Below are 17,541 nucleotides of genomic sequence, written 5' to 3'. Positions count from 1 at the left end.
AACCCCCATGCTTTAATATTTGAGTTTATCCTCCTAAAGCACAAAAGCGATGCAAACCCATAAGATGACAGGCAGCGGCACCGGTGGTGCCGAAGAAGTATACCGGCTTCTGTTTACAATACGCAGTAATAGTGGAGTTTACCACGGTACTGCCCGTAGCTGCAATAACATCGCACCATTCCAGCACTTCATCGGTTGCTTCATAGCCTTCTACCTGTACACCTGATTTGATCTTCCCAATATTATCAGGATCCAGGTCCACCACCCGCAACGGAAAAAATGCCGCCAGTTTTTCCAGCATCGCAGGTTGATAGCCAATAAGGGCTACCCGGGGAATGCCAAAATCTCTTTTTATTTGTTCGACCAATTCGGCAGCACATTGCTCAGGCTGCTCGTCATGACAATGAACGGTCCTATCAATCAAGCCCAAATAGCGGCATACAGCATTCATACTGGCTATTAGCACCGCCCGGTCAAAATTGTTTGTCAACAGCATATTCAATACTTGTTGTAAGGTTCCCTTGAAATTACCTGCCATGTCGGTAAAGGCTTGTCCTTTGGCGCCTTTGAACTCAGCCTGCATTAACTTCTCTTTACCTTTAATAATAGGAAAATCCTGTCTTTTGGGTTTTCCTATGGCCTCTTCCGCTGTAAGCGGCCGGCCGGTGATTATAATCTCTTGTTCCAAAAGATTATTGTCTTCCACTATCTTTCGAAATCGCTTCATAAGCTCAGAATAGAATTCTTCCTGCATACTCATTTGTAATCATTCCTTTCTTGAACCCCAATAATTTATAACGATGTGAAAAATGTCCCCTGCTTCTTTAAGCGGTCAGGTTCCTATTAACCAAACAGGCGGCGGGTTCAAAGCTCCCGCCTCGTTGCAGCAAGGTGTTGAAAATGCTCCGCAGTATCTTCTAATGCTTAAAATTTTAGTGTATATCCTGATTCAGATTCAAGCCCGAGTTGCTGCTTGACGTTATTTTATGTAGTTACTGTCTCCCGTCAAGATTTAAGCTTTCGGAGCAAAACCCCAACATACTCCAGGAAATCCTAAAACAGTTCCATCTGTTTCTGTTGTCCCAATCGTCGCAACGCTTCCGGATCATGATCCTGGAAATAAGCATGCCGTATTTCTTTGTCTGCTGCAATCAGGTATTTATCCGGACTGGTGCTGGGCCGCAAGCGGCAGCTGTATACAATGGGAAAGTAATCACTGATAAATTTACCCTCAGCCAGAGCAGTCAGCGCAACAATCTGGAAGCCCAGTTGTTCAGCAATAAAGAAGACCGGATCCAGAATATGCTCACTGGAGGCCTTGCCGAAGGGATTATCCAGAATAACTGTACGGCTGCGTTTCACCCTTGGGTTTACCGCCTGCCGTTTTTCGGCCAGGTAATTTTGAATGCCCAGGAATAAAGCCATATTCTTACTCCACTTTTCTCCTCCTGACCACTGGTTGGAGCTCTCCCAAGCACTGGGATAACTGCTGACCTTGCCATCAGCAGTAACCTTGCGGCACTTAACCTTGATATTCTTTCCCTGCATGACATTACTCAACAGCTGCGGGGCTTGCAGCCATTTTTCAATGTCTTTGTGCATGAGAGCATAGTTTTCTTTTCCGTTTTCATCACGGTAGCGGTTCTCCTCAATCTGATTGAGCATCCAATCTACATGCCTGCGCAGCTCATCCTTGCCTTCCTTTTCTTCCCATTGCGGCACATCAAATTGAAATATTTCCTTCCAACTATCCTGGACCTTAACCCTGGTCTTACGGGGAATAGCCCGCAGCTCACCCGCCATAGTCAGCAAATAGCTGTGTATATGATTAATAAACTGCTGCAACTGACGATCATGTTCCCGCATATCATCCTCAGCATGGCGGATAGCCAGAGCAATGCGGCTGCTCAAACGATTCTTCCATTCCCCTACTTCCTGATAATTATCCAGATATTTTAACCCGTTCATAACCATCCGGCGCAGCTTAATATCCTGCAATTCCTCCCGACAGAACTGCCCCAGGCGGCTTCTTTCCTGTTCCAGCCCGTCCTCAAGCTGATTGAGGTGGGCCTGTTTATCTTCCAATTCTTTTATATAACGTTCAATTATAGGCATGGGTCGGTAGCTAAAGTCCTGCGCCACCGAGGAGGGCAAATCCACATAAGCAATGTCATCCTGCAGATATTCATACCGTTCATGATAGCGTTCCAATTCTACCAGAGCTTGCTTAAACATATCTTCTTCTGCCTTTAAAATGATGGCCTGCTCATCCAAATAGTTTTGTTTGCTTTGAATTTCCTGGTACTCCTGATCCAGCTCATCTTTGACCACAATAAGCGATTGGCTAAAAACAACAGCCTGGGTAAATTTTTTATAAAAATCGCCTTCCTGCTGGTTAAAACGATCCTGAGCGATAGCATAGTCTTTTTCCGCCTGCTTAAACCCGGGCTCCAGCCTTTTTAACTGCTGCTTAAGTACTTTCGTCTGCTGAATGATTACATTAATTTCTTCCTCGCCGCCAGGAGGAAATATGAAGTCTTCATCTATTTCAGTGTCACATTGGCGCCGCTTCCGTTCCAGGTTTTTTTCACTATCATTTCTGGCAGTTCGGGCCTGGTTCAGCCGGTCTTCCAGCTGTTGCCTGCCTTTTTGCTTCTGATGCAGGACATCCACCAAATCCCGGCGCTCGATTTCCAACAAATCGCGACTAAGTTTGCTTTCCTGAGGGATAGCCGAATTGACTTCCTGGTAAAGTGGCTGCTCTAGCAAATAGCGTAATTCCTGTTTAATCATCAGCAATTCCTGCTGCAATTCCTGCTTTCTCCGTTCCCCTCGCTCCTTTTGCCGGTTTAGCCGCTCTAGTTCCTGTTCCCGGGCCAACAGGAGCTCCTGACACTGCTGTAAATCCAGTTCGGCTTTATCGCGCTCGCCGGTTTTACGGATATAATCCTGCGCTTTCATAATCCGGTTGCTCAAGTAGGCATGTTCCTCACTTATCTCATTGTTCATTTTGCTCAGGCTATCCAGCCGGGTATCTATCTCCTGCAAACGCTCTTCCCGGCTGCGTATACCCTGATCCAGCTCTACCAATTGTTCCCGGAGTTCCTGCCAGGACTGCTGTACTTGACAAGTTTCTTCATAAGGATGCTTCTCCCAAAACTGTAGCAGCTGTTTCCTGAACTCTTCCATTTCCTGCAGCAAGACTTCCTGCTGCCGACGTTCAGAACTGGCATCATGCGCCTTCTTCTCCAATTCCTGTTTCCAGTTTTGAAAGGCTTCTGAAGACAGATTTGCTTCCCAGTTAGCTGGAAATACCCGCCTTTTCACCTCTGGAGCTTCATGGGATGGTTCACCCCGGCCGTCCAGTATGCTGCGGGCCTCCTCCTGGGTAAGGATAAAAACCGGATGAGTCAGCATCATTGCCTGCCGCCGCAGACGGGCCAGGAGATTATTGGCTTCGGAGGTCCCACATACCAGACTAATTGCCCAGAAGGGGTAAAGCGAGAAATATTCGCTGACTGAATATCCCAGTTGTTGGGCCGCTTTCTCAACATAAACCGCCCCTGCCTCCAGGTAGGTAAACTGCTCCCGCCAATCATCAATCCAGGTCTCAACCAGCGGGTCAGCGCTATAATAAATGCTGGACTCGTAAAACGTATGCAGGGCCAGAGCCTGGCTTTCCTCCAATATGGCCCGTTCCTTATGTAAACGGAGATTTTCTACCGTATCCTCAAAATGATTTATTACGGTGGTTTGCTGGGTATACAAAGAATGAACAGAATAAAGTTCGGTTTTCAATTCTTTCATGCGCAATAAAAGGCTTTCCTGCTCTTCCTGAATACGCTCATTAAGGTCCTTAAGACTCTGTTCCTCACGAGCGTAGTTTTGTAATTGCGGACGCAGCTGCGCCAGTTCTTCCAGCAACCGCCGCTTATCCTCTTGTAATTTTCGAATCAGACCCTGATTTTCCAGGCGATTGCGCTCTAACTCGGCCACTCGCTGTTCCCATTTCGCTTTTTCCTTTATGACCTCTTCCTGGACCGGGTTGGCCAGAATCTGACTGGCAATGCTCTGCATATCATTTTCCGCTTGAATACGCTGCTGCTCAGCCTGTCCCTTTTGCTCCCGCAGTTTGTAATAATGGTTCTGCTGTTCCTTGTGATTTCTTTCTATTTCCCGTAGTTCCCGGTTTACATTATCCAGTTCAGCCTGACTCTCCTGCTTTTGCCCATTCAGTATCTCTTCTTCCTGCAAATAACAGTAACGCAGATACCCGGCATTATTCTTAATTTTTTCTTCCAGGTTTCTTACATCAGGATCAGCTGCCAAATTCCTTATCTGCTCGGTATAGTATTTAATTTCTTCATCACTGCTGCGAATCCGCGCCTTCAATTGAGAAATCTCCAGATTCTGCAAGCGGCTGTTTTTTTGATCATATTCTTCGTGTTGCTCTTCATATTCTTTACGCCGCTCTTCATAGATTTGACCGGTATAATCCAGTTCCTGCCGACGACTGGCCAACTGGTAAGAAGCCTGCTTTCTTTCCCACTCTTGCCGCTTCTCCTGCAACCGGGTAGTCGCCTGCCGCTGTTCTTCCAGCCTTTGTGCGACCTGCTCCTGCTGTTGGGTCGCCAATTGATATAGCGACCGGGTATCCCCTTTTACCTTGAGCAAGGCCTGCCGGGCTTCATCATAAAGCGCATAACGATTAACATAACTATTGATTTTCCTATCAACCTGTTGACTCTCTAAGATTTTATCCCGTAATTGCCGGTGTTTTTTAAAATGCTCCCGCTGCCTTTTAAAGGTCTCTACGAAATCTTTGGTTCCGCCACCGGCCAGAGCCTCTTCCACGGTGGGAATCAAGAGTTGGTTAACCAACTGGGTGGTAGTGCTGCATCCGGCAAAAAAACCTTCCACCGCCCCTTCGGCAGCATTGATCCGGGCTACACTTTTCCATTCCGAGTTAATTATTTTAAAGTTATCTTCAATATAACTCTGATACTCCCGATTGCTGCTAAAATAATGCGCATTCAAATGGTTGCGGCTCATATACTGGTAGTAATCTGCTATTTCCTCTTTGCTGGAAGGCCTGCTCGGGCCGTTCTGCCCCTCGCGCACAAAAGGCAGCCCCTCCAAAGAGTGTTCATCACCAGGCCCATATTCGTACACATATTTGTAAGAGTCCATACCTTCTTTGCTATGAAACAGGGTCACGGCAGTAAGGGCGTATCGTCTGGGCCTATCGCTGATAAGCCATTCAACCGCCAGATGAGCGGGACTATTCTCCAGAGCAAAGGTGTCTTTGGCTTTACGTTCCCCCAACAGGGTATGGGGCAAAACTGTCTGCAGAACCGCCTGAACCAGTACGGTTTTGCCTCCTCCATTTTCCAGCAGGATTACCCCGTTATAGCTATCAAATTGAAAAATCACATCATTATAACGTTTAGCCCCATTTTCAAAGACTAAATTGGTAAATCGAATACGAGATATAGCCGGCATTACTTTCTCTCCTTATCCGGGCTGTTCCGGTAGATAAACTCCAGTATATTCTGGTTATGTTGTACTTCCATGTAATAGCGCTGGATAATGGTTTGCGCTTTTTCGGTCAGTGTCACTTCATCCTCGCCGATATCCCTGATTAAATCCTGCGCCTCCAGAAATTTTTTAACCGTGTTCAAAAACCCTAAACGGCTGCGGGTGCGGGCATCCCGGGCTTTGACCTTCTCCTTTAAATCATCCAGTGCATCCCACTTATCGATCACCTGCTGCCAGTTATATTCCAGCTCGGATTCCATTTTCTCCAGCTCTTTGGGGTTGATTTCCTTTAAGGCCAGCAGACGCTCATTTAATCTGGTCAGCCAATGATCCAGGGTCAGAAACTCGCGGGTAGCTTCCATGGTCTGGTAGCTATCGTAGAATTCCCCAAACAGTATGATAATAGCTACATACATTAGATAAATATCGGCATTCACAGCGTACGCCGGTAAATACTGATCTTTCAAGCTCTGGTTGGACACATGAAAAGGTGAGCTTAAGGCCAGAGGAATAAGATACAGCTGATCTCCGGCAGATATTACCGTACATTCAACTTCCTGGGCAAATTCCTCCACCAATCCCCGCACCACGTCATCGGCCAGGTAAAGCCGCAAGGCTTCCTTATCGCCATAGCCCTTAAGCGCAAGCCTGGTATAAAGGCGAAAGGCTTCCATAACCTGCTGTTCTTCATAGAGCATTTTTTTCCTTCTCCAATCTTAGTTGCATGTTACGGATACTGTAACGTGCGGTAACTTTCAAAACTTCACCCCGCTCCACCACGGTCAAACTCCGGGCTTTACCCGTGAGAATGGCCACAGCTTCCCCCAGGGTACTTTCCTGGATGCTTTCCAGGTCTTTGTCTAAATTAATGGGTGAACGCTGATGCAGCAGTATCCAAAAATCATAAAAGAAACGCTGCTTAAGCAGATGTTCCTGCCCACTGTTATAGCAGTAATTAACCACTTCCTGCAAATATATTTCCTCCCCTTCTCCCAGGGCTTCAAGAACCAACTCCATAACCTGGCGGTAATTCTTCCGCCGGACTGCTTTCTCCCGGGCCTGCAGTTCTTCATCCCGGGCTTGCAGGAATCCCTCGGTTTCCACATTTTCCTTACGCCGCTCCACTCTCTGCCGGGCGAATACGGTCAAGGGCGACCACTGTTCTCTGCGCTCCAAAAACAGAAACGGCTCTACCAGGGTGCGAGCGGCAGTTAGGGGCAAGGGGGCAGCCAGCAGCTGCTCGGTAATTTCCTTTTGAAAATTAAATGAATCAATACCGGCAAAGTATAAAGACTCCTGGGCAGCCTGCAAGGCGGTAGTCTTTAGTTCGATACTCTCCCTTAATAAATTCCCGTGTTGATTATGCACTTCGAATAACTCGACATCAATTCTTACCATGAGTTCATAGGTCTGCTCGTCTTTGGGCGTCTTTCGTTCATAGCTTAAACGCTCCCTGGTCTCACCGACAAAGACCTGCAGCTCTTCGAATTCTTTATCTTCACGACTAAGGCGCAGGTTAATTTCTTCTATTATATCCCGATAACGCTGATACGTACTCTCCGACACAATGTTGCGCTGCACCTCATGGCGAATACGTATTATCCTTTCTTCCAGAGTCTCAACTGCCACCCGCATTTCATCAATCTGACGCAATGCTCCCCAGAACTGCCCTCTTTCCAGCTGCTTGCGCAATAGCAGCTGATTTATGGAGACCTGAAACTCACTATAATATTCCCGGGTGGCAAATACCAGTTCCAGGCCTTGATCAGCCAAACTGTAATACTGGGTAGAGCTTTTAATATCACGCCGGTCTGCTTTTAAAATAGAGATGAAAATAGTATCTTCCTGGCGGGTATGCCAATCGTAAAAACTGCGGGAGTTTCTTTTCCCACCCGGAGGACGAAATACGTCAATAATATCGCGGGCCAGTTTTTCATAGCCTTCGCTATCCAGATCCAGTTCTCCCTGATTAATGCTTTGGAAAAACTGGGCCAGTTCCTTAACCCCGGTCTTGTGATTGCGCAACAGCATATTTTCAAAGAAAAACAGCAGGGTAAGTAAACCCAGGCCGAAATAATCAATGGGTCGATTGCTATTATCAGTAGTCTTTTTATTCTCCAGCCGAAATAAAGGATCAAAAATGGCTAGCCGCTGCACCCGTTCGCGATAATTAGCCGTAATATTTCGCGCATCTAGCTCCACGAAGCATCCCTCCATATTGCTCCCAGCTCCGCGCGGCTCAGGGCTTCCTGCGGATAGTAACCGCCATTACCCAATATATCCCTGATTGTTTCCTGTTCCGCAAAGGAAAAATAGGTCAGGAAGTGAGCCAGAGCCTCCTCATTACAAACCTGGGTTTCTTTGCCCCGAGCTGCCGGTTTGGATAATAAAGCACGATAAAACGCTATCGCCGGAAGAGCCAGATGCCGCATGTTCAAGCTATGCCAGATACTGATTCCTTCATAGTCCAAATCCCCAAAATAATAAATGCAATGCTCACGGTTTTGCAAACTTAACTGTTTATCCAGCATGATGATATCGGCGGTAATCTTCCAACCTGCTCCATAAATCAAGCTATAAAACATCGTATCCGGTAAATATTCCAGCAAAGCATGAAAAGTAGCCTTGTTCTCTACCACCAGATGCAGGCCGGTTTCGTCCCTCTGGGCATGCTGAAGCTGGTTTACTGCCAGCATCAGAGGATCAGGCAAATATACAATATTCATAGCCGACCAGATTCCCACCCTCTCCAGAAGCTTCTTGCCGCCTTTTTCGTCAATCCATTTTTCATCCCCCACCAGAGCATAAGACCTTTCGGGAGCGGTAGCCTCATCATCAGGCAAGCCCTGCTCTTTCAGGAAGCGGTTTATATGTTGAATATAGGGCAGGTCGTTTTCCCATTCCGAAGCCGCCAGGCTATAATATGCCTCTAGTTTGATTAAGGGATGCAGGATAAAATGAAAACGCTCAATTTCCTGCAAGAAATCAGCCGGGATTTTGGACTGGATTATACGGTAAGCATTGGCCAGGGGGATGGGTTTCTGATTATAGCCTTGCTGCTTCACAGCCGTTAATATTCCTTTTTGCTCCAGATCATTAATCAAGAGCGCAAAATCTTCATAGCTGGCCTGTCCTCCCACCAGTTGCTCCAATTCACTTAGTAATATAGTTTTCTTTTTACTGGCTTGAAGAAAGGATAGAACGGTATTATCCATAACAGTCGGCTTATCCTCTCACAATTTTTCTTGTCTCGCGGCTCAAGGGGTACCGCGCTAATCTCCCATCCATGGGAGACAACCTTTAATAGTGACATCCGAAGACATCAGGAGCACCCGCAGGGTGTTGCATCCATGCTTCGCCAACGCTTGCTTTGCATATTTATGCAACCCTATGCAGCAAAAAGGGGTTTTTGCAGTAGAGTCAAAAATTGATTATTTGACTCTACTGAGTTCCGGCTGCAACCTTATGCAACAAAAGGAGTTTTTGCATAGAATTACTACTTTAATTATACCTGATTATGGTCTGCTTTCGCACTCTCCCCAAAAATGTGCTGCTTCCAACCTTCCCCTTATTCAACTCTGAACCGGAAAAGAAAGTGTTAGTGAGTGCCAGGTGAATTTCATAATTCTCCGTGGACAAACACCAAATTGCTTTCCGGCTAATATATTAATTTAGATTTTAAAAGTTAGCCGGGTGCAACATTTTTACCCATATATAGCTTTATAGAAAAACATCGGGTTAAAATATTGGCCGGCTAATCGAAAGTGGTGAAAGAAATATGCCCCATACTCTATCCCTGGCCGATATCCCCATCGGAGCCAGCGTCCGGATTGCCGAGATCTTGACTCCAGGCAACAATCGCCGCCGGCTTCTCGACTTGGGTCTGGTACCGGGAGCAAGAGTTGAAATTATCCGGCGCAGCCCCTCCGGCAATCCGACTGCTTATTTGATTAAGGGTGCAGTAATAGCCCTGCGCAATGAAAATGCCGCTCAAATCATGGTGGATACAAATTAATTAATAATACGAAAGGAGTAACCCATGGCGATTAATACCACCCTTTTATCTGAGTCCACTGAAAATAGCCCGGATAAGCAAAATAATTTCGTTATAGCCCTGGCCGGCAACCCTAATGTGGGCAAGAGCACTGTGTTTAACCGTTTAACCGGGCTGAAGCAACATACCGGCAATTGGCCGGGGAAAACCGTAATAAAGGCTGAAGGTACTTTTTCCCACCGTAACCGGCATTATACCCTGGTGGACCTGCCCGGAACCTATTCGCTGCACACCAGTTCTTCCGATGAAGAGGTAGCTCGCGACTTCATCTGTTTTTCTCGCCCCGATATAACTCTGGTAGTATGTGATGCCACCTGTCTGGAGCGCAACCTGAATCTTGTGTTACAGATATTGGAGATTACCGATCGGGTGTTAGTCTGTGTAAACCTTCTGGATGAAGCCGAAAGGAAAGGAATTCATGTAGATATAGCCATGCTGGCCCGGCAGCTGGGAATACCGGCAGTTGGTACCGCCGCCCGCAGCGGAAGGGGTTTAGAGAGCTTAAAAAATGTTCTGGACGATATGCTGGCCGGTAAAATAGCCATCCGGCCACGGCAGCTTGTTTATGATCCCGAGCTGGAAAGATCCATAAATAAGATTGAAAAAAGACTGGCTCCTTACCTGCCGGCTTGGATTAACAGCCGCTGGGTGGCCCTGCGGGTATTGGAAAGGGATTTCAGCATCCTGGAGCATATAAGCAACCACAAAAACAATGATTTTCCCCGGCAAGTATTGAAGGAGGAAGTGGCCTTATGTCTACCATAAACAACCCGGGCTTATCCGTACTCCAAGAAATTGAACCTCTTCTTCCCACTAATACAGCCAATATAAAAGACCGGATAGTAAGTAGTATCTACCAGCAGGCTGAGAGTGTCTCGGCCCAGGTAGTCAGAAGTAAAAACTCACAGTACACCGGCCTGGAGGCCAGACTGGACAATATTCTTACCTCCCGCTGGCTGGGCTTTCCTATTATGTTGCTTCTTCTAACATTGATTCTCTGGATTACCATAACGGGGGCCAACTATCCTTCGCAGTTATTGGCCACCGGCCTGTTCTGGCTGGAAGAGCAGCTTACTGCCCTTTTTCTGGCCGTAAACGCGCCGGTCTGGTTGAGCGGGCTGCTGATTCAGGGTATGTATCGTTCACTGGCCTGGGTAGTTTCAGTTATGCTTCCCCCTATGGCCATATTCTTCCCTCTTTTTACCCTGCTGGAAGACCTGGGTTATCTACCCCGGGTAGCTTTTAACATGGATAAGCTCTTCCGCCGGGCTGGAGCCCATGGCAAACAGTGTTTAACCATGTGCATGGGCTTTGGCTGCAATGCTGCCGGGGTTATTTCCTGCCGCATTATCGACTCCCCCCGGGAGAGATTGATAGCCATACTCACCAATACCTTCTCCATCTGCAACGGCCGCTTTCCCACGCTCATCGCCCTGTCTACGATCTTTATGGGTACCCTGGTTTCCCAAGCTTATAGCTCCGTACTGGCTACCCTGGCAGTGGTAGCAATAATTATGACCGGCATAGCAACTACCCTGCTGGTTTCATCTTTGCTATCCCGCACCCTTTTTCGCGGAATGCCTTCCTTTTTTGTCCTGGAGCTCCCTCCCTTTCGCCGGCCCCAACTGGGTCAAATCCTTATACGTTCCTTGCTGGACCGCACCCTATTCGTACTCTGGCGGGCCGTGGTCATTGCCGCCCCGGCGGGAGCCCTGACCTGGATACTGGCTAATAGTTTTGTTGGCGGAACCAGCGTTTTTGCATTAATAGTGGGCTGGCTGAACCCCCTGGGCCAGCTAATGGGCATGGACGGCATTATCCTCATCGCCTTCCTCCTGGGGTTACCTGCCAATGAGATTGTCCTGCCCATCCTTATCATGGGCTATATCTCCGCCGGCAGCATGCTGGAATTGGACAGCCTGAACGCATTGCGAATTTTACTGCTTGATCATGGCTGGACCTGGATTACCGCCCTCTGCGTCATGCTGTTTTCACTGCTCCATTTTCCCTGCGGCACCACTCTTTATACCATTTTCAAAGAGACCCGCAGTGCTCGCTGGACCTTGCTGTCCGCTTTGCTTCCCCTGCTCCTGGGCATAGTTGTTACTTTGTTAATTAACCAGGGAGCACAGATTATTATGCGTTAGGATAAGATTAATGTCTTTTCGCGATGTGAATCGCAGGTAAAGTTCAAATAAAAAAGCCGTACAAATAAATCCATGACCTTGACATGTAGCCTGAAAACCTTCGCTGGAGCCCGAATATCCAGTTTAATATTAAAAGCCGGGCCGGAGCTTAAAGAAGTTGGATGACGATATTTAATCGAGTACAATTATTTGTAAAAGGTTTTTCTTCACTACTGCCGTAAATTTCTTGTCTCTTGACAATCTATGGGGGCTTTGCTACTGCCGAGGATAATAGGAAATCCGGTTAAAGTCCAAAACTGAATGTAATCCCCCAAAACTTTCCCCGACCTATTCCCCCCTTACGATGCTTGTAACCAAACTATTTATACTGCCCGTAACCATCAGTCGGCAATATAAACCAGTCTGCCCGGGCTGAAAACGCAGTTGCCTGCATCTTTTCATTCCCCGGGGAACTCTCCATGCTTTGAGTTTCATTATTGGTATACAAGCGGCCTATACACTTATCACCTCGAAAAGCCCATATCCAGTGTTCTTCAGGCAGGTCAGCCGCTACCAGCAAAATATCCTTAAAACTACCCAGTCGCAGATTACAATAAGCATCGCCATACTTCTCCATAGCCTTTTCAATATTCTTGCTTAAACCGGCCTGGAGGTCACTGAGAGGCGAAAATTCTTCCCAGACCGGTTCCCGCTGTTGCAGGCTGAGCTTTGCCGGCTCCGGTATAGTCCTGTAGATATTGCTGCCGACTTGAGCCAGGTCCGTTCCCCCGCCAACAATTAAACCCAAAGCTTCACCCTTTATTTTTTGCCAATCTTCCTGCTGCTCAGCGACCTTGGCTAAAAGCAGCCCATTCTTTCCGGCTTCAACATCATTATTAAGCAAAAGCAGCTTGAATTGAGAAGAGTTGCCGGAAATGAGTAAAGGCATAATATCACCCTTAGCGGCATAATCCGGTAGCGGTAGTTCGCGCTTCACCACCAAATCGCCCCGGTGACTTTCGATAACGATCACCTCCGGAATTGATGAATCCGGTGATTCCCCTGACGGGGAACGAGGATAGGCCAGCAGAAGCTCATCCTGCTCGGATGAGGCCTTAATAGCTGCCACCATAGGCATACTGTCCGTTCTTACTTCCTGAACGCTTAAATTACTGGCATGGCCCTTTATTAATCTCCCCGTTTCCTGGCTTCCAAATGAACAGGCAAAAAGCCGGGAGCCGCCATCCCAGACCAGTCGAGGATTGTACTCCTCCCCCATCTCCTGCCGGAAACAAGCTTCCTGCTCCCAGGAGAGTTTGCCGCTCTTCAAATCCCAGGAAGCCAGTCTCGCCTCCCGCTCCATGCTGCCAGCATCATTTTCGCCCGCAGGCTCTGATGTAAGCATTATCAACGGAATTACATCTTTGCCTTCCGACTGTCCGCCTTTTGTTACTGCACTGTTACACCCGGCTAACCCCAGAGCCATTATAATGATGAGAATAACTCCAAGAACCTGTTTTTTTAACACTATACCCATCCCCCTTTTTAAAGCTATTTTAAATTATACCAAAGATTATGGCGTCCCCTCTTCCAGCTCAGGGATAATTACTCCCACCTGCTCAACTCCCGTACCACAATTATTCTGCTCACCGATTGCCAGCTTTATGAGAATTTTTTTGCCCTAGCTCCCCTGGACAAACTACGGCGAGTCAAGCGCCTCTATCTCTTCAACCCTGACCCGCGTGTTCGGGATCTGGACGATCATTATTACCAGGAAACCATATCCGCCTTCAAAACAGTAGTCGACAGAATGTTCTACATCGAAAGCATCCACGATGTCGCTTTCACCTTGCGCCGGATAATCTAAGCGCCGGAATAGCCCCGCGAAGAAAGAGGCTGTCAACTTCTCCTTTTTTTAAAACGCTGCAAATGTGCCGGCCTGTTTGATTTTGCATTAACAGCCGTGATAGACTTTGGGTAGGATAAGAAAGTTAAAGAAAGGAGCTAACTGCTAATGAAGTTACCGGTGATATTAACTCCAGGGGAAGATGGCTGGATTATTGCAGAATGTCCCGTATTACCCGGATGTATATCTCAGGGAAAAACGAAAGAAGAAGTCCTGGATAATATCAGGGAAGCTGCTGAACTCTGGCTCGAAGAAGAACCCGCCGGGTTTGAAATAAGCGCTGAATATACAGAAATAGAGGTAGTAATATAATGCCATCTCTTCCTGTTATCTCAGGTCAACAAGCAATTTCTACCTTTTCAAAAGATGGTTGGATTTTTGTTTCTCAAAAAGGTAGCCATATAAAGATGACCAAAGAAGGGAGTTCTGTAAAACTCATTATTCCTAACCATAAAACTCTTGACCGCGCGACTCTACGTAGCCTTATTAGAAAGAGCGGTCTAACAGTGGATGAATTTATTAAATTGCTATAACGAGGTTAAATATGTCCCCCCTTCTTTAAGCTGTCAGGTTCCTATTAACAAAACAGGCGGCGGGTTCCACGATGTCGCTATCACCCTGAGCCGGATAAATTTAAGCAGGAATGTCCCCTACGAAACGGTCTGTTTAACTTTAATAGCGGCTTTTTTTTGCGTTTCAACAACATACAAGAAAGAACCGTTCCCTTGCATCCAATGTAAAGTTTTATTGACTATATGTAAAGTATGCTTTATACTCATATTAGTCCAAAATCATTGGGGGATATGTGATGTGGTCTTTCATTGTTTATCTGATGGCTGCTTTAGCCGGGACAACCGCAATTCTAATCATTGATTATGCAACTGACTGGGTATTTCGAACGGGTTCCATTCTCTCTATCTTATCAGGTTGGTTCCTGGCATACATAATTCTGGCCTGGTCACGAAAGCAAAAACATACCGGCACCGCCTGGGCTATGTTTATGTTTTTCTTTTTATTAATCCCCATGGTATTTTTCACTTTTATTATGACCCTTAATAATATACTGCACTGGCAACTTCCTTTTGGAGTTTTAATGTTCATATATGCGGCTGCTCTTATCGTTATATTTCTTTTAAGCCGCCGGGTTCTTGGTCAACTACTAATGGATATTCCCCCACCCTGGGACAAAACGCCAAAGCCAGATGAACGGGATATTCACCTTCTTGTCCAGGCTGGTCATCCTGGTTTCATTATCCTGGCCGGGGCAATAATACTGGCCTTGCTTCAGCCATGGCTACATTATAATGATTTGCGCCTGTGGCTGGGGACATTAGCAGTGGGAGAATTATTCTGGTTTGGTTCTTTTATTTTTTACTCATACACTAAGCAGAGAAACAAGCTATCAAACTTCTTTTCGTTAAGTATAATTATCGGTTTTTTGCTATGCACAATAGTAATGCTGTTTGATTATAGCAAAAACAACAGCATTGATGCTGAGGCAACTCTGGCCGTTTTAATAGGCTTTTTCCTGGGTTATATTGTACTCAGGTACTTGAAAAGTAAACCTAACTACTATTGGGGAACAACTATAATAATGATGTTGGCTTCGTTTATCTTACCGGCAATGGTAATACTTGCAGCTATAGTAATGAGGGTGGATGTGCCCGGCTGGGCTGTTGGGTTGGTATGGGTTCTTGGATTGGGGATAGAATCTATTTCAACCTACTCGGCAACCACTCGCCTGGCAGGGACTGATAACGCAATAGAAAATGGCATTGATGAACGCCAGGAACAGCATGTATTATGGTCTGGCTTATTCGGTTTTTTAGCCCTAATGATTATGTTGATATTCAGTCTGCTGCAACCCTGGGTCAGCTTGGAAGATACCCGGCTCTGGCTCAGCGTTTTAACGGTTGGTATTACTATATGGCTTCTATCATATGTAGTATTGGAGACCGGCAGATGAAAAACTATGTTAAAGTATATCGTGCTATGCACAACTTGACCCAGGCGCAACTGGCCGAAAAGCTGGAAGTTAGCCGGGCTACTATCAACGCCATTGAAAAAGAGCGCTATGATCCATCACTAAAACTGGCATTTAAAATGGCTCGCCTTTTTAAGGTCAAGATTGAGGAACTCTTTGAAGACGTGGAAACACAGCATTAATTGCCCACCACTATCTCATCGGCCAGCTTTATCATCATCTGGGTGCGCCGGAATAGCCCTGCCAACCGGTCTGTTTGACTTTGCCTTAACCCTCGTGGTAGACTTTTGACAGATAATTGATAGGAGGCATGCATGATGCTAAACAGAATCCGCCGGCCCGGCCTCATGATTGTTAAGCCGTCATCGGTGATTCGCTCGGATTATAAGGGTTTCTCCAAGCTCTGTCATGAAACTGACGACCCTATTCTGATCACCAACAACGGCGAAAATGACCTGGTAGTAATGAGCCATGAAGCCTTTTGCCGCCGCGAAGCCTGGATTCACTTACAAGCAAAGCTCTCCGCAGCAGATAAGCAGATTGCAGCAGGCGAACTGTTCGACCACGAAGAGGTTTTCTCTCATCTAAAGGAGCGTATCCATGGCCAGGCTTAAAATTCGCTACACCCGGGACGCGGTAGATGACCTGGACAGCATATTCGATTATATTGCTGAAGATAATCGAAAGGCTGCCGCCAGGTTGTTGGAACGAATTGAGAATTCTATTCTAAAACTGGCGGACAAACCTCGCCTGGGGACCGTACTGCCAACCAACGATTTGTCCCTGGTCAAAGCTGGATACCGCCGCATTATAGTCCAACCGTATATCATTTTCTATCGCATCGCTAAAGACGAAATTTTCATTGCCAGGATACTTCATAGCAAGCAGGATTGGATGAATCTATTGCTTGAAAACACTTATGAAGATAACTCATAAAGTAAAACCGCATTTCCGTTTGCGGATGGCAACTACGAGGATTCTTATGGGTGGATCAATGGAAATATGCAGCAGATCCACTCCAATGCTTACAACCTGACAATCATTCTCTCTTTATAATAGTGAAGAATCATATCCAGTTGTCCTTCCGGGCTGGAATAGCCCACCACTATCTCATCAGCCAACTCTATCATCATCCGGTTGCGGATGGCGGCGTTTTCTGCGGTAACCCATTTTACGGAATGGTCAAAGGGGGTAATGATGAGCAGGCGGCCTTGCTCCAAAGGGGTTTTCAGTTCAGGTTCCAGGCGGGTTTTCAGGCCGCGAGCCAGGGCTAAAATGATGGGCTGGGTACCTTTCAAAAGGTAATGCAGGACATCTTTTTCCACCTGGCTGTGGAAACCGCCAATAACGCAACGACCGGCCTCACGCTGGGCGTTGGCCCAATCATAGCATTTGAGCACAGCGGAAGCCAGTACCCGGCGGCTGCAGAGAAAAGCGGTTTTAGGCAGATTTAGTAATTCTTCATTTCCCAGGCTGGCTTTCATCCTACCTACTTTTCCTTTCCTCCGATTCCTGCTTCCTAGATTTGTATCCCTGCCTGAAGTTTTTCGCTAATCAGGGGACCCTGAAAGAGAGAGCGATTTCCTTTTTTAAGGCCAGAGCTCTAGGATTATCCATCAATCCTTCATCAATCCTGGCCAGAGCATTGCGCAAAAGCTCTTCCTCCGGTCTTTGCATCCCTACCAGCAAGCGGCAGCATTGCTCTTCTCCCCTAAAACGCTCTATTTGCCTGGTTAGAACATCGATAAAGCTACTTACTAAAAAGTTTGGATTGTTATCAGAGGAAATTAAGGCAGAAATATCAAAATTAGACATCCCGACTTTAGAAGTTATGATTGACGGCATCCTGGATTATGAAAGCCTGGAAGAGGTAAAAAGGTACCTTCGAGTAGAACAGGGGCCAGGCACTTAAGTTGTTAAGTTATTGTAGGAG

General features: G+C 46.7%; 18 protein-coding genes. 10 read left to right on the top strand and 8 right to left on the bottom strand.

Annotated features, from left to right (window positions below; all coding sequences use genetic code 11):
- Nucleotides 1-25: 25 nt before the first annotated feature.
- The 5 genes from AWB54_RS10785 to AWB54_RS10765 all read right to left on the bottom strand — a co-directional run bounded on the left by AWB54_RS10785 (nt 26) and on the right by AWB54_RS10765 (nt 8,753).
- Nucleotides 26-760 carry a Rossmann-like domain-containing protein gene (locus AWB54_RS10785; RefSeq protein WP_153014712.1) on the bottom strand — a complete coding sequence of 245 codons (735 nt, stop codon included), beginning with the start codon at nt 758-760 and terminating at the stop codon, nt 26-28.
- Between the two features lie 293 nt (nt 761-1,053).
- A complete protein-coding gene (locus AWB54_RS10780) occupies nt 1,054-5,502 on the bottom strand; it encodes a hypothetical protein (RefSeq protein ID WP_061214615.1) in 4,449 nt (1,482 codons plus the stop codon).
- The gene (locus AWB54_RS10775; RefSeq protein ID WP_061214614.1) at nt 5,502-6,236 is read right to left on the bottom strand and encodes a DUF6063 family protein; all 735 of its coding nucleotides are present in this window, start codon (nt 6,234-6,236) and stop codon (nt 5,502-5,504) included. The genes AWB54_RS10780 and AWB54_RS10775 overlap by 1 nt, the downstream gene beginning before the upstream one ends.
- Nucleotides 6,226-7,740 (bottom strand): replicative DNA helicase, encoded by a 1,515-nt coding sequence (locus AWB54_RS10770; protein WP_201785624.1) that lies wholly within the window; start codon nt 7,738-7,740, stop codon nt 6,226-6,228. The genes AWB54_RS10775 and AWB54_RS10770 overlap by 11 nt, the downstream gene beginning before the upstream one ends.
- Complete coding sequence (locus AWB54_RS10765) at nt 7,731-8,753, bottom strand: Wadjet anti-phage system protein JetD domain-containing protein (protein ID WP_061214612.1); 1,023 nt, start codon at nt 8,751-8,753, stop codon at nt 7,731-7,733. The genes AWB54_RS10770 and AWB54_RS10765 overlap by 10 nt, the downstream gene beginning before the upstream one ends.
- 563 nt (nt 8,754-9,316) lie before the next feature.
- Here AWB54_RS10765 and AWB54_RS10755 point away from each other — a divergent pair.
- The 3 genes from AWB54_RS10755 to AWB54_RS10745 are packed head-to-tail and all read left to right on the top strand — an operon-like array spanning nt 9,317 to nt 11,739.
- Nucleotides 9,317-9,553, top strand: coding sequence for a FeoA family protein (locus tag AWB54_RS10755; RefSeq protein WP_061214610.1), 237 nt, complete (start codon nt 9,317-9,319; stop codon nt 9,551-9,553).
- Nucleotides 9,554-9,577: 24 nt separating this feature from the next.
- Complete coding sequence (locus AWB54_RS10750; RefSeq protein ID WP_061214609.1) at nt 9,578-10,357, top strand: FeoB small GTPase domain-containing protein; 780 nt, start codon at nt 9,578-9,580, stop codon at nt 10,355-10,357.
- A complete protein-coding gene (locus AWB54_RS10745; RefSeq protein WP_061214608.1) occupies nt 10,345-11,739 on the top strand; it encodes a nucleoside recognition domain-containing protein in 1,395 nt (464 codons plus the stop codon). The genes AWB54_RS10750 and AWB54_RS10745 overlap by 13 nt, the downstream gene beginning before the upstream one ends.
- 358 nt (nt 11,740-12,097) lie before the next feature.
- Here AWB54_RS10745 and AWB54_RS10740 read toward each other — a convergent pair whose 3' ends face one another.
- Nucleotides 12,098-13,246 carry a hypothetical protein gene (locus AWB54_RS10740; RefSeq protein ID WP_061214607.1) on the bottom strand — a complete coding sequence of 383 codons (1,149 nt, stop codon included), beginning with the start codon at nt 13,244-13,246 and terminating at the stop codon, nt 12,098-12,100.
- 486 nt (nt 13,247-13,732) lie between these two features.
- Here AWB54_RS10740 and AWB54_RS10730 point away from each other — a divergent pair, with 486 nt between their 5' ends.
- From AWB54_RS10730 to AWB54_RS10705, 6 genes are all read left to right on the top strand, one after another.
- Complete coding sequence (locus AWB54_RS10730) at nt 13,733-13,936, top strand: type II toxin-antitoxin system HicB family antitoxin (protein ID WP_061214605.1); 204 nt, start codon at nt 13,733-13,735, stop codon at nt 13,934-13,936.
- Complete coding sequence (locus AWB54_RS10725; RefSeq protein WP_061214604.1) at nt 13,936-14,157, top strand: type II toxin-antitoxin system HicA family toxin; 222 nt, start codon at nt 13,936-13,938, stop codon at nt 14,155-14,157. The genes AWB54_RS10730 and AWB54_RS10725 overlap by 1 nt, the downstream gene beginning before the upstream one ends.
- 275 nt (nt 14,158-14,432) lie before the next feature.
- Nucleotides 14,433-15,590 (top strand): hypothetical protein, encoded by a 1,158-nt coding sequence (locus AWB54_RS10720; protein ID WP_061214603.1) that lies wholly within the window; start codon nt 14,433-14,435, stop codon nt 15,588-15,590.
- On the top strand, nt 15,587-15,790 hold the full coding sequence (locus AWB54_RS10715) for a helix-turn-helix transcriptional regulator (protein WP_061214602.1): 204 nt from the start codon (nt 15,587-15,589) through the stop codon (nt 15,788-15,790). Before AWB54_RS10720 ends, AWB54_RS10715 begins: the two co-directional genes overlap by 4 nt.
- 132 nt (nt 15,791-15,922) lie before the next feature.
- A complete protein-coding gene (locus tag AWB54_RS10710; RefSeq protein WP_235811162.1) occupies nt 15,923-16,222 on the top strand; it encodes a type II toxin-antitoxin system Phd/YefM family antitoxin in 300 nt (99 codons plus the stop codon).
- A complete protein-coding gene (locus AWB54_RS10705; RefSeq protein ID WP_061214601.1) occupies nt 16,209-16,544 on the top strand; it encodes a type II toxin-antitoxin system RelE/ParE family toxin in 336 nt (111 codons plus the stop codon). The genes AWB54_RS10710 and AWB54_RS10705 overlap by 14 nt, the downstream gene beginning before the upstream one ends.
- A gap of 89 nt (nt 16,545-16,633) precedes the next feature.
- Here AWB54_RS10705 and AWB54_RS10700 read toward each other — a convergent pair whose 3' ends face one another.
- Both AWB54_RS10700 and AWB54_RS16050 read right to left on the bottom strand, forming a co-directional pair.
- Nucleotides 16,634-17,092, bottom strand: coding sequence for a hypothetical protein (locus AWB54_RS10700; RefSeq protein WP_061214600.1), 459 nt, complete (start codon nt 17,090-17,092; stop codon nt 16,634-16,636).
- Nucleotides 17,093-17,162: 70 nt separating this feature from the next.
- Nucleotides 17,163-17,423, bottom strand: coding sequence for a hypothetical protein (locus AWB54_RS16050; RefSeq protein ID WP_061214599.1), 261 nt, complete (start codon nt 17,421-17,423; stop codon nt 17,163-17,165).
- Between AWB54_RS16050 and AWB54_RS16710 the strand changes: the two genes are divergently transcribed.
- A complete protein-coding gene (locus AWB54_RS16710) occupies nt 17,380-17,520 on the top strand; it encodes a hypothetical protein (RefSeq protein WP_160328946.1) in 141 nt (46 codons plus the stop codon). The two genes, AWB54_RS16050 and AWB54_RS16710, sit on opposite strands and share 44 nt — an antisense overlap.
- The last annotated feature ends 21 nt before the right edge of the window (nt 17,521-17,541 follow it).

Origin of the sequence: Syntrophomonas wolfei subsp. methylbutyratica (assembly GCF_001570625.1) — a bacterium.
In the GTDB taxonomy this organism is placed as follows: domain Bacteria; phylum Bacillota; class Syntrophomonadia; order Syntrophomonadales; family Syntrophomonadaceae; genus Syntrophomonas; species Syntrophomonas methylbutyratica.
The sequence above is the reverse complement of the archived record's forward strand: the minus strand, read 5'-3'. Positions and strand labels throughout refer to the sequence as shown.

What these genes read in the sequence shown, in the direction of transcription:
- AWB54_RS10785 (WP_153014712.1), bottom strand. Translation starts at nt 760, where the DNA reads ATGAGTATGCAGGAAGAATTCTATTCTGAGCTTATGAAGCGATTTCGA.
- AWB54_RS10780 (WP_061214615.1), bottom strand. Translation starts at nt 5,502, where the DNA reads ATGCCGGCTATATCTCGTATTCGATTTACCAATTTAGTCTTTGAAAAT.
- AWB54_RS10775 (WP_061214614.1), bottom strand. Translation starts at nt 6,236, where the DNA reads ATGCTCTATGAAGAACAGCAGGTTATGGAAGCCTTTCGCCTTTATACC.
- AWB54_RS10765 (WP_061214612.1), bottom strand. Translation starts at nt 8,753, where the DNA reads ATGGATAATACCGTTCTATCCTTTCTTCAAGCCAGTAAAAAGAAAACT.
- AWB54_RS10755 (WP_061214610.1), top strand. Translation starts at nt 9,317, where the DNA reads ATGCCCCATACTCTATCCCTGGCCGATATCCCCATCGGAGCCAGCGTC.
- AWB54_RS10750 (WP_061214609.1), top strand. Translation starts at nt 9,578, where the DNA reads ATGGCGATTAATACCACCCTTTTATCTGAGTCCACTGAAAATAGCCCG.
- AWB54_RS10745 (WP_061214608.1), top strand. Translation starts at nt 10,345, where the DNA reads ATGTCTACCATAAACAACCCGGGCTTATCCGTACTCCAAGAAATTGAA.
- AWB54_RS10730 (WP_061214605.1), top strand. Translation starts at nt 13,733, where the DNA reads ATGAAGTTACCGGTGATATTAACTCCAGGGGAAGATGGCTGGATTATT.
- AWB54_RS10725 (WP_061214604.1), top strand. Translation starts at nt 13,936, where the DNA reads ATGCCATCTCTTCCTGTTATCTCAGGTCAACAAGCAATTTCTACCTTT.
- AWB54_RS10720 (WP_061214603.1), top strand. Translation starts at nt 14,433, where the DNA reads ATGTGGTCTTTCATTGTTTATCTGATGGCTGCTTTAGCCGGGACAACC.
- AWB54_RS10715 (WP_061214602.1), top strand. Translation starts at nt 15,587, where the DNA reads ATGAAAAACTATGTTAAAGTATATCGTGCTATGCACAACTTGACCCAG.
- AWB54_RS10710 (WP_235811162.1), top strand. Translation starts at nt 15,923, where the DNA reads ATGATGCTAAACAGAATCCGCCGGCCCGGCCTCATGATTGTTAAGCCG.
- AWB54_RS10705 (WP_061214601.1), top strand. Translation starts at nt 16,209, where the DNA reads ATGGCCAGGCTTAAAATTCGCTACACCCGGGACGCGGTAGATGACCTG.
- AWB54_RS10700 (WP_061214600.1), bottom strand. Translation starts at nt 17,092, where the DNA reads ATGAAAGCCAGCCTGGGAAATGAAGAATTACTAAATCTGCCTAAAACC.
- AWB54_RS16050 (WP_061214599.1), bottom strand. Translation starts at nt 17,423, where the DNA reads ATGTCTAATTTTGATATTTCTGCCTTAATTTCCTCTGATAACAATCCA.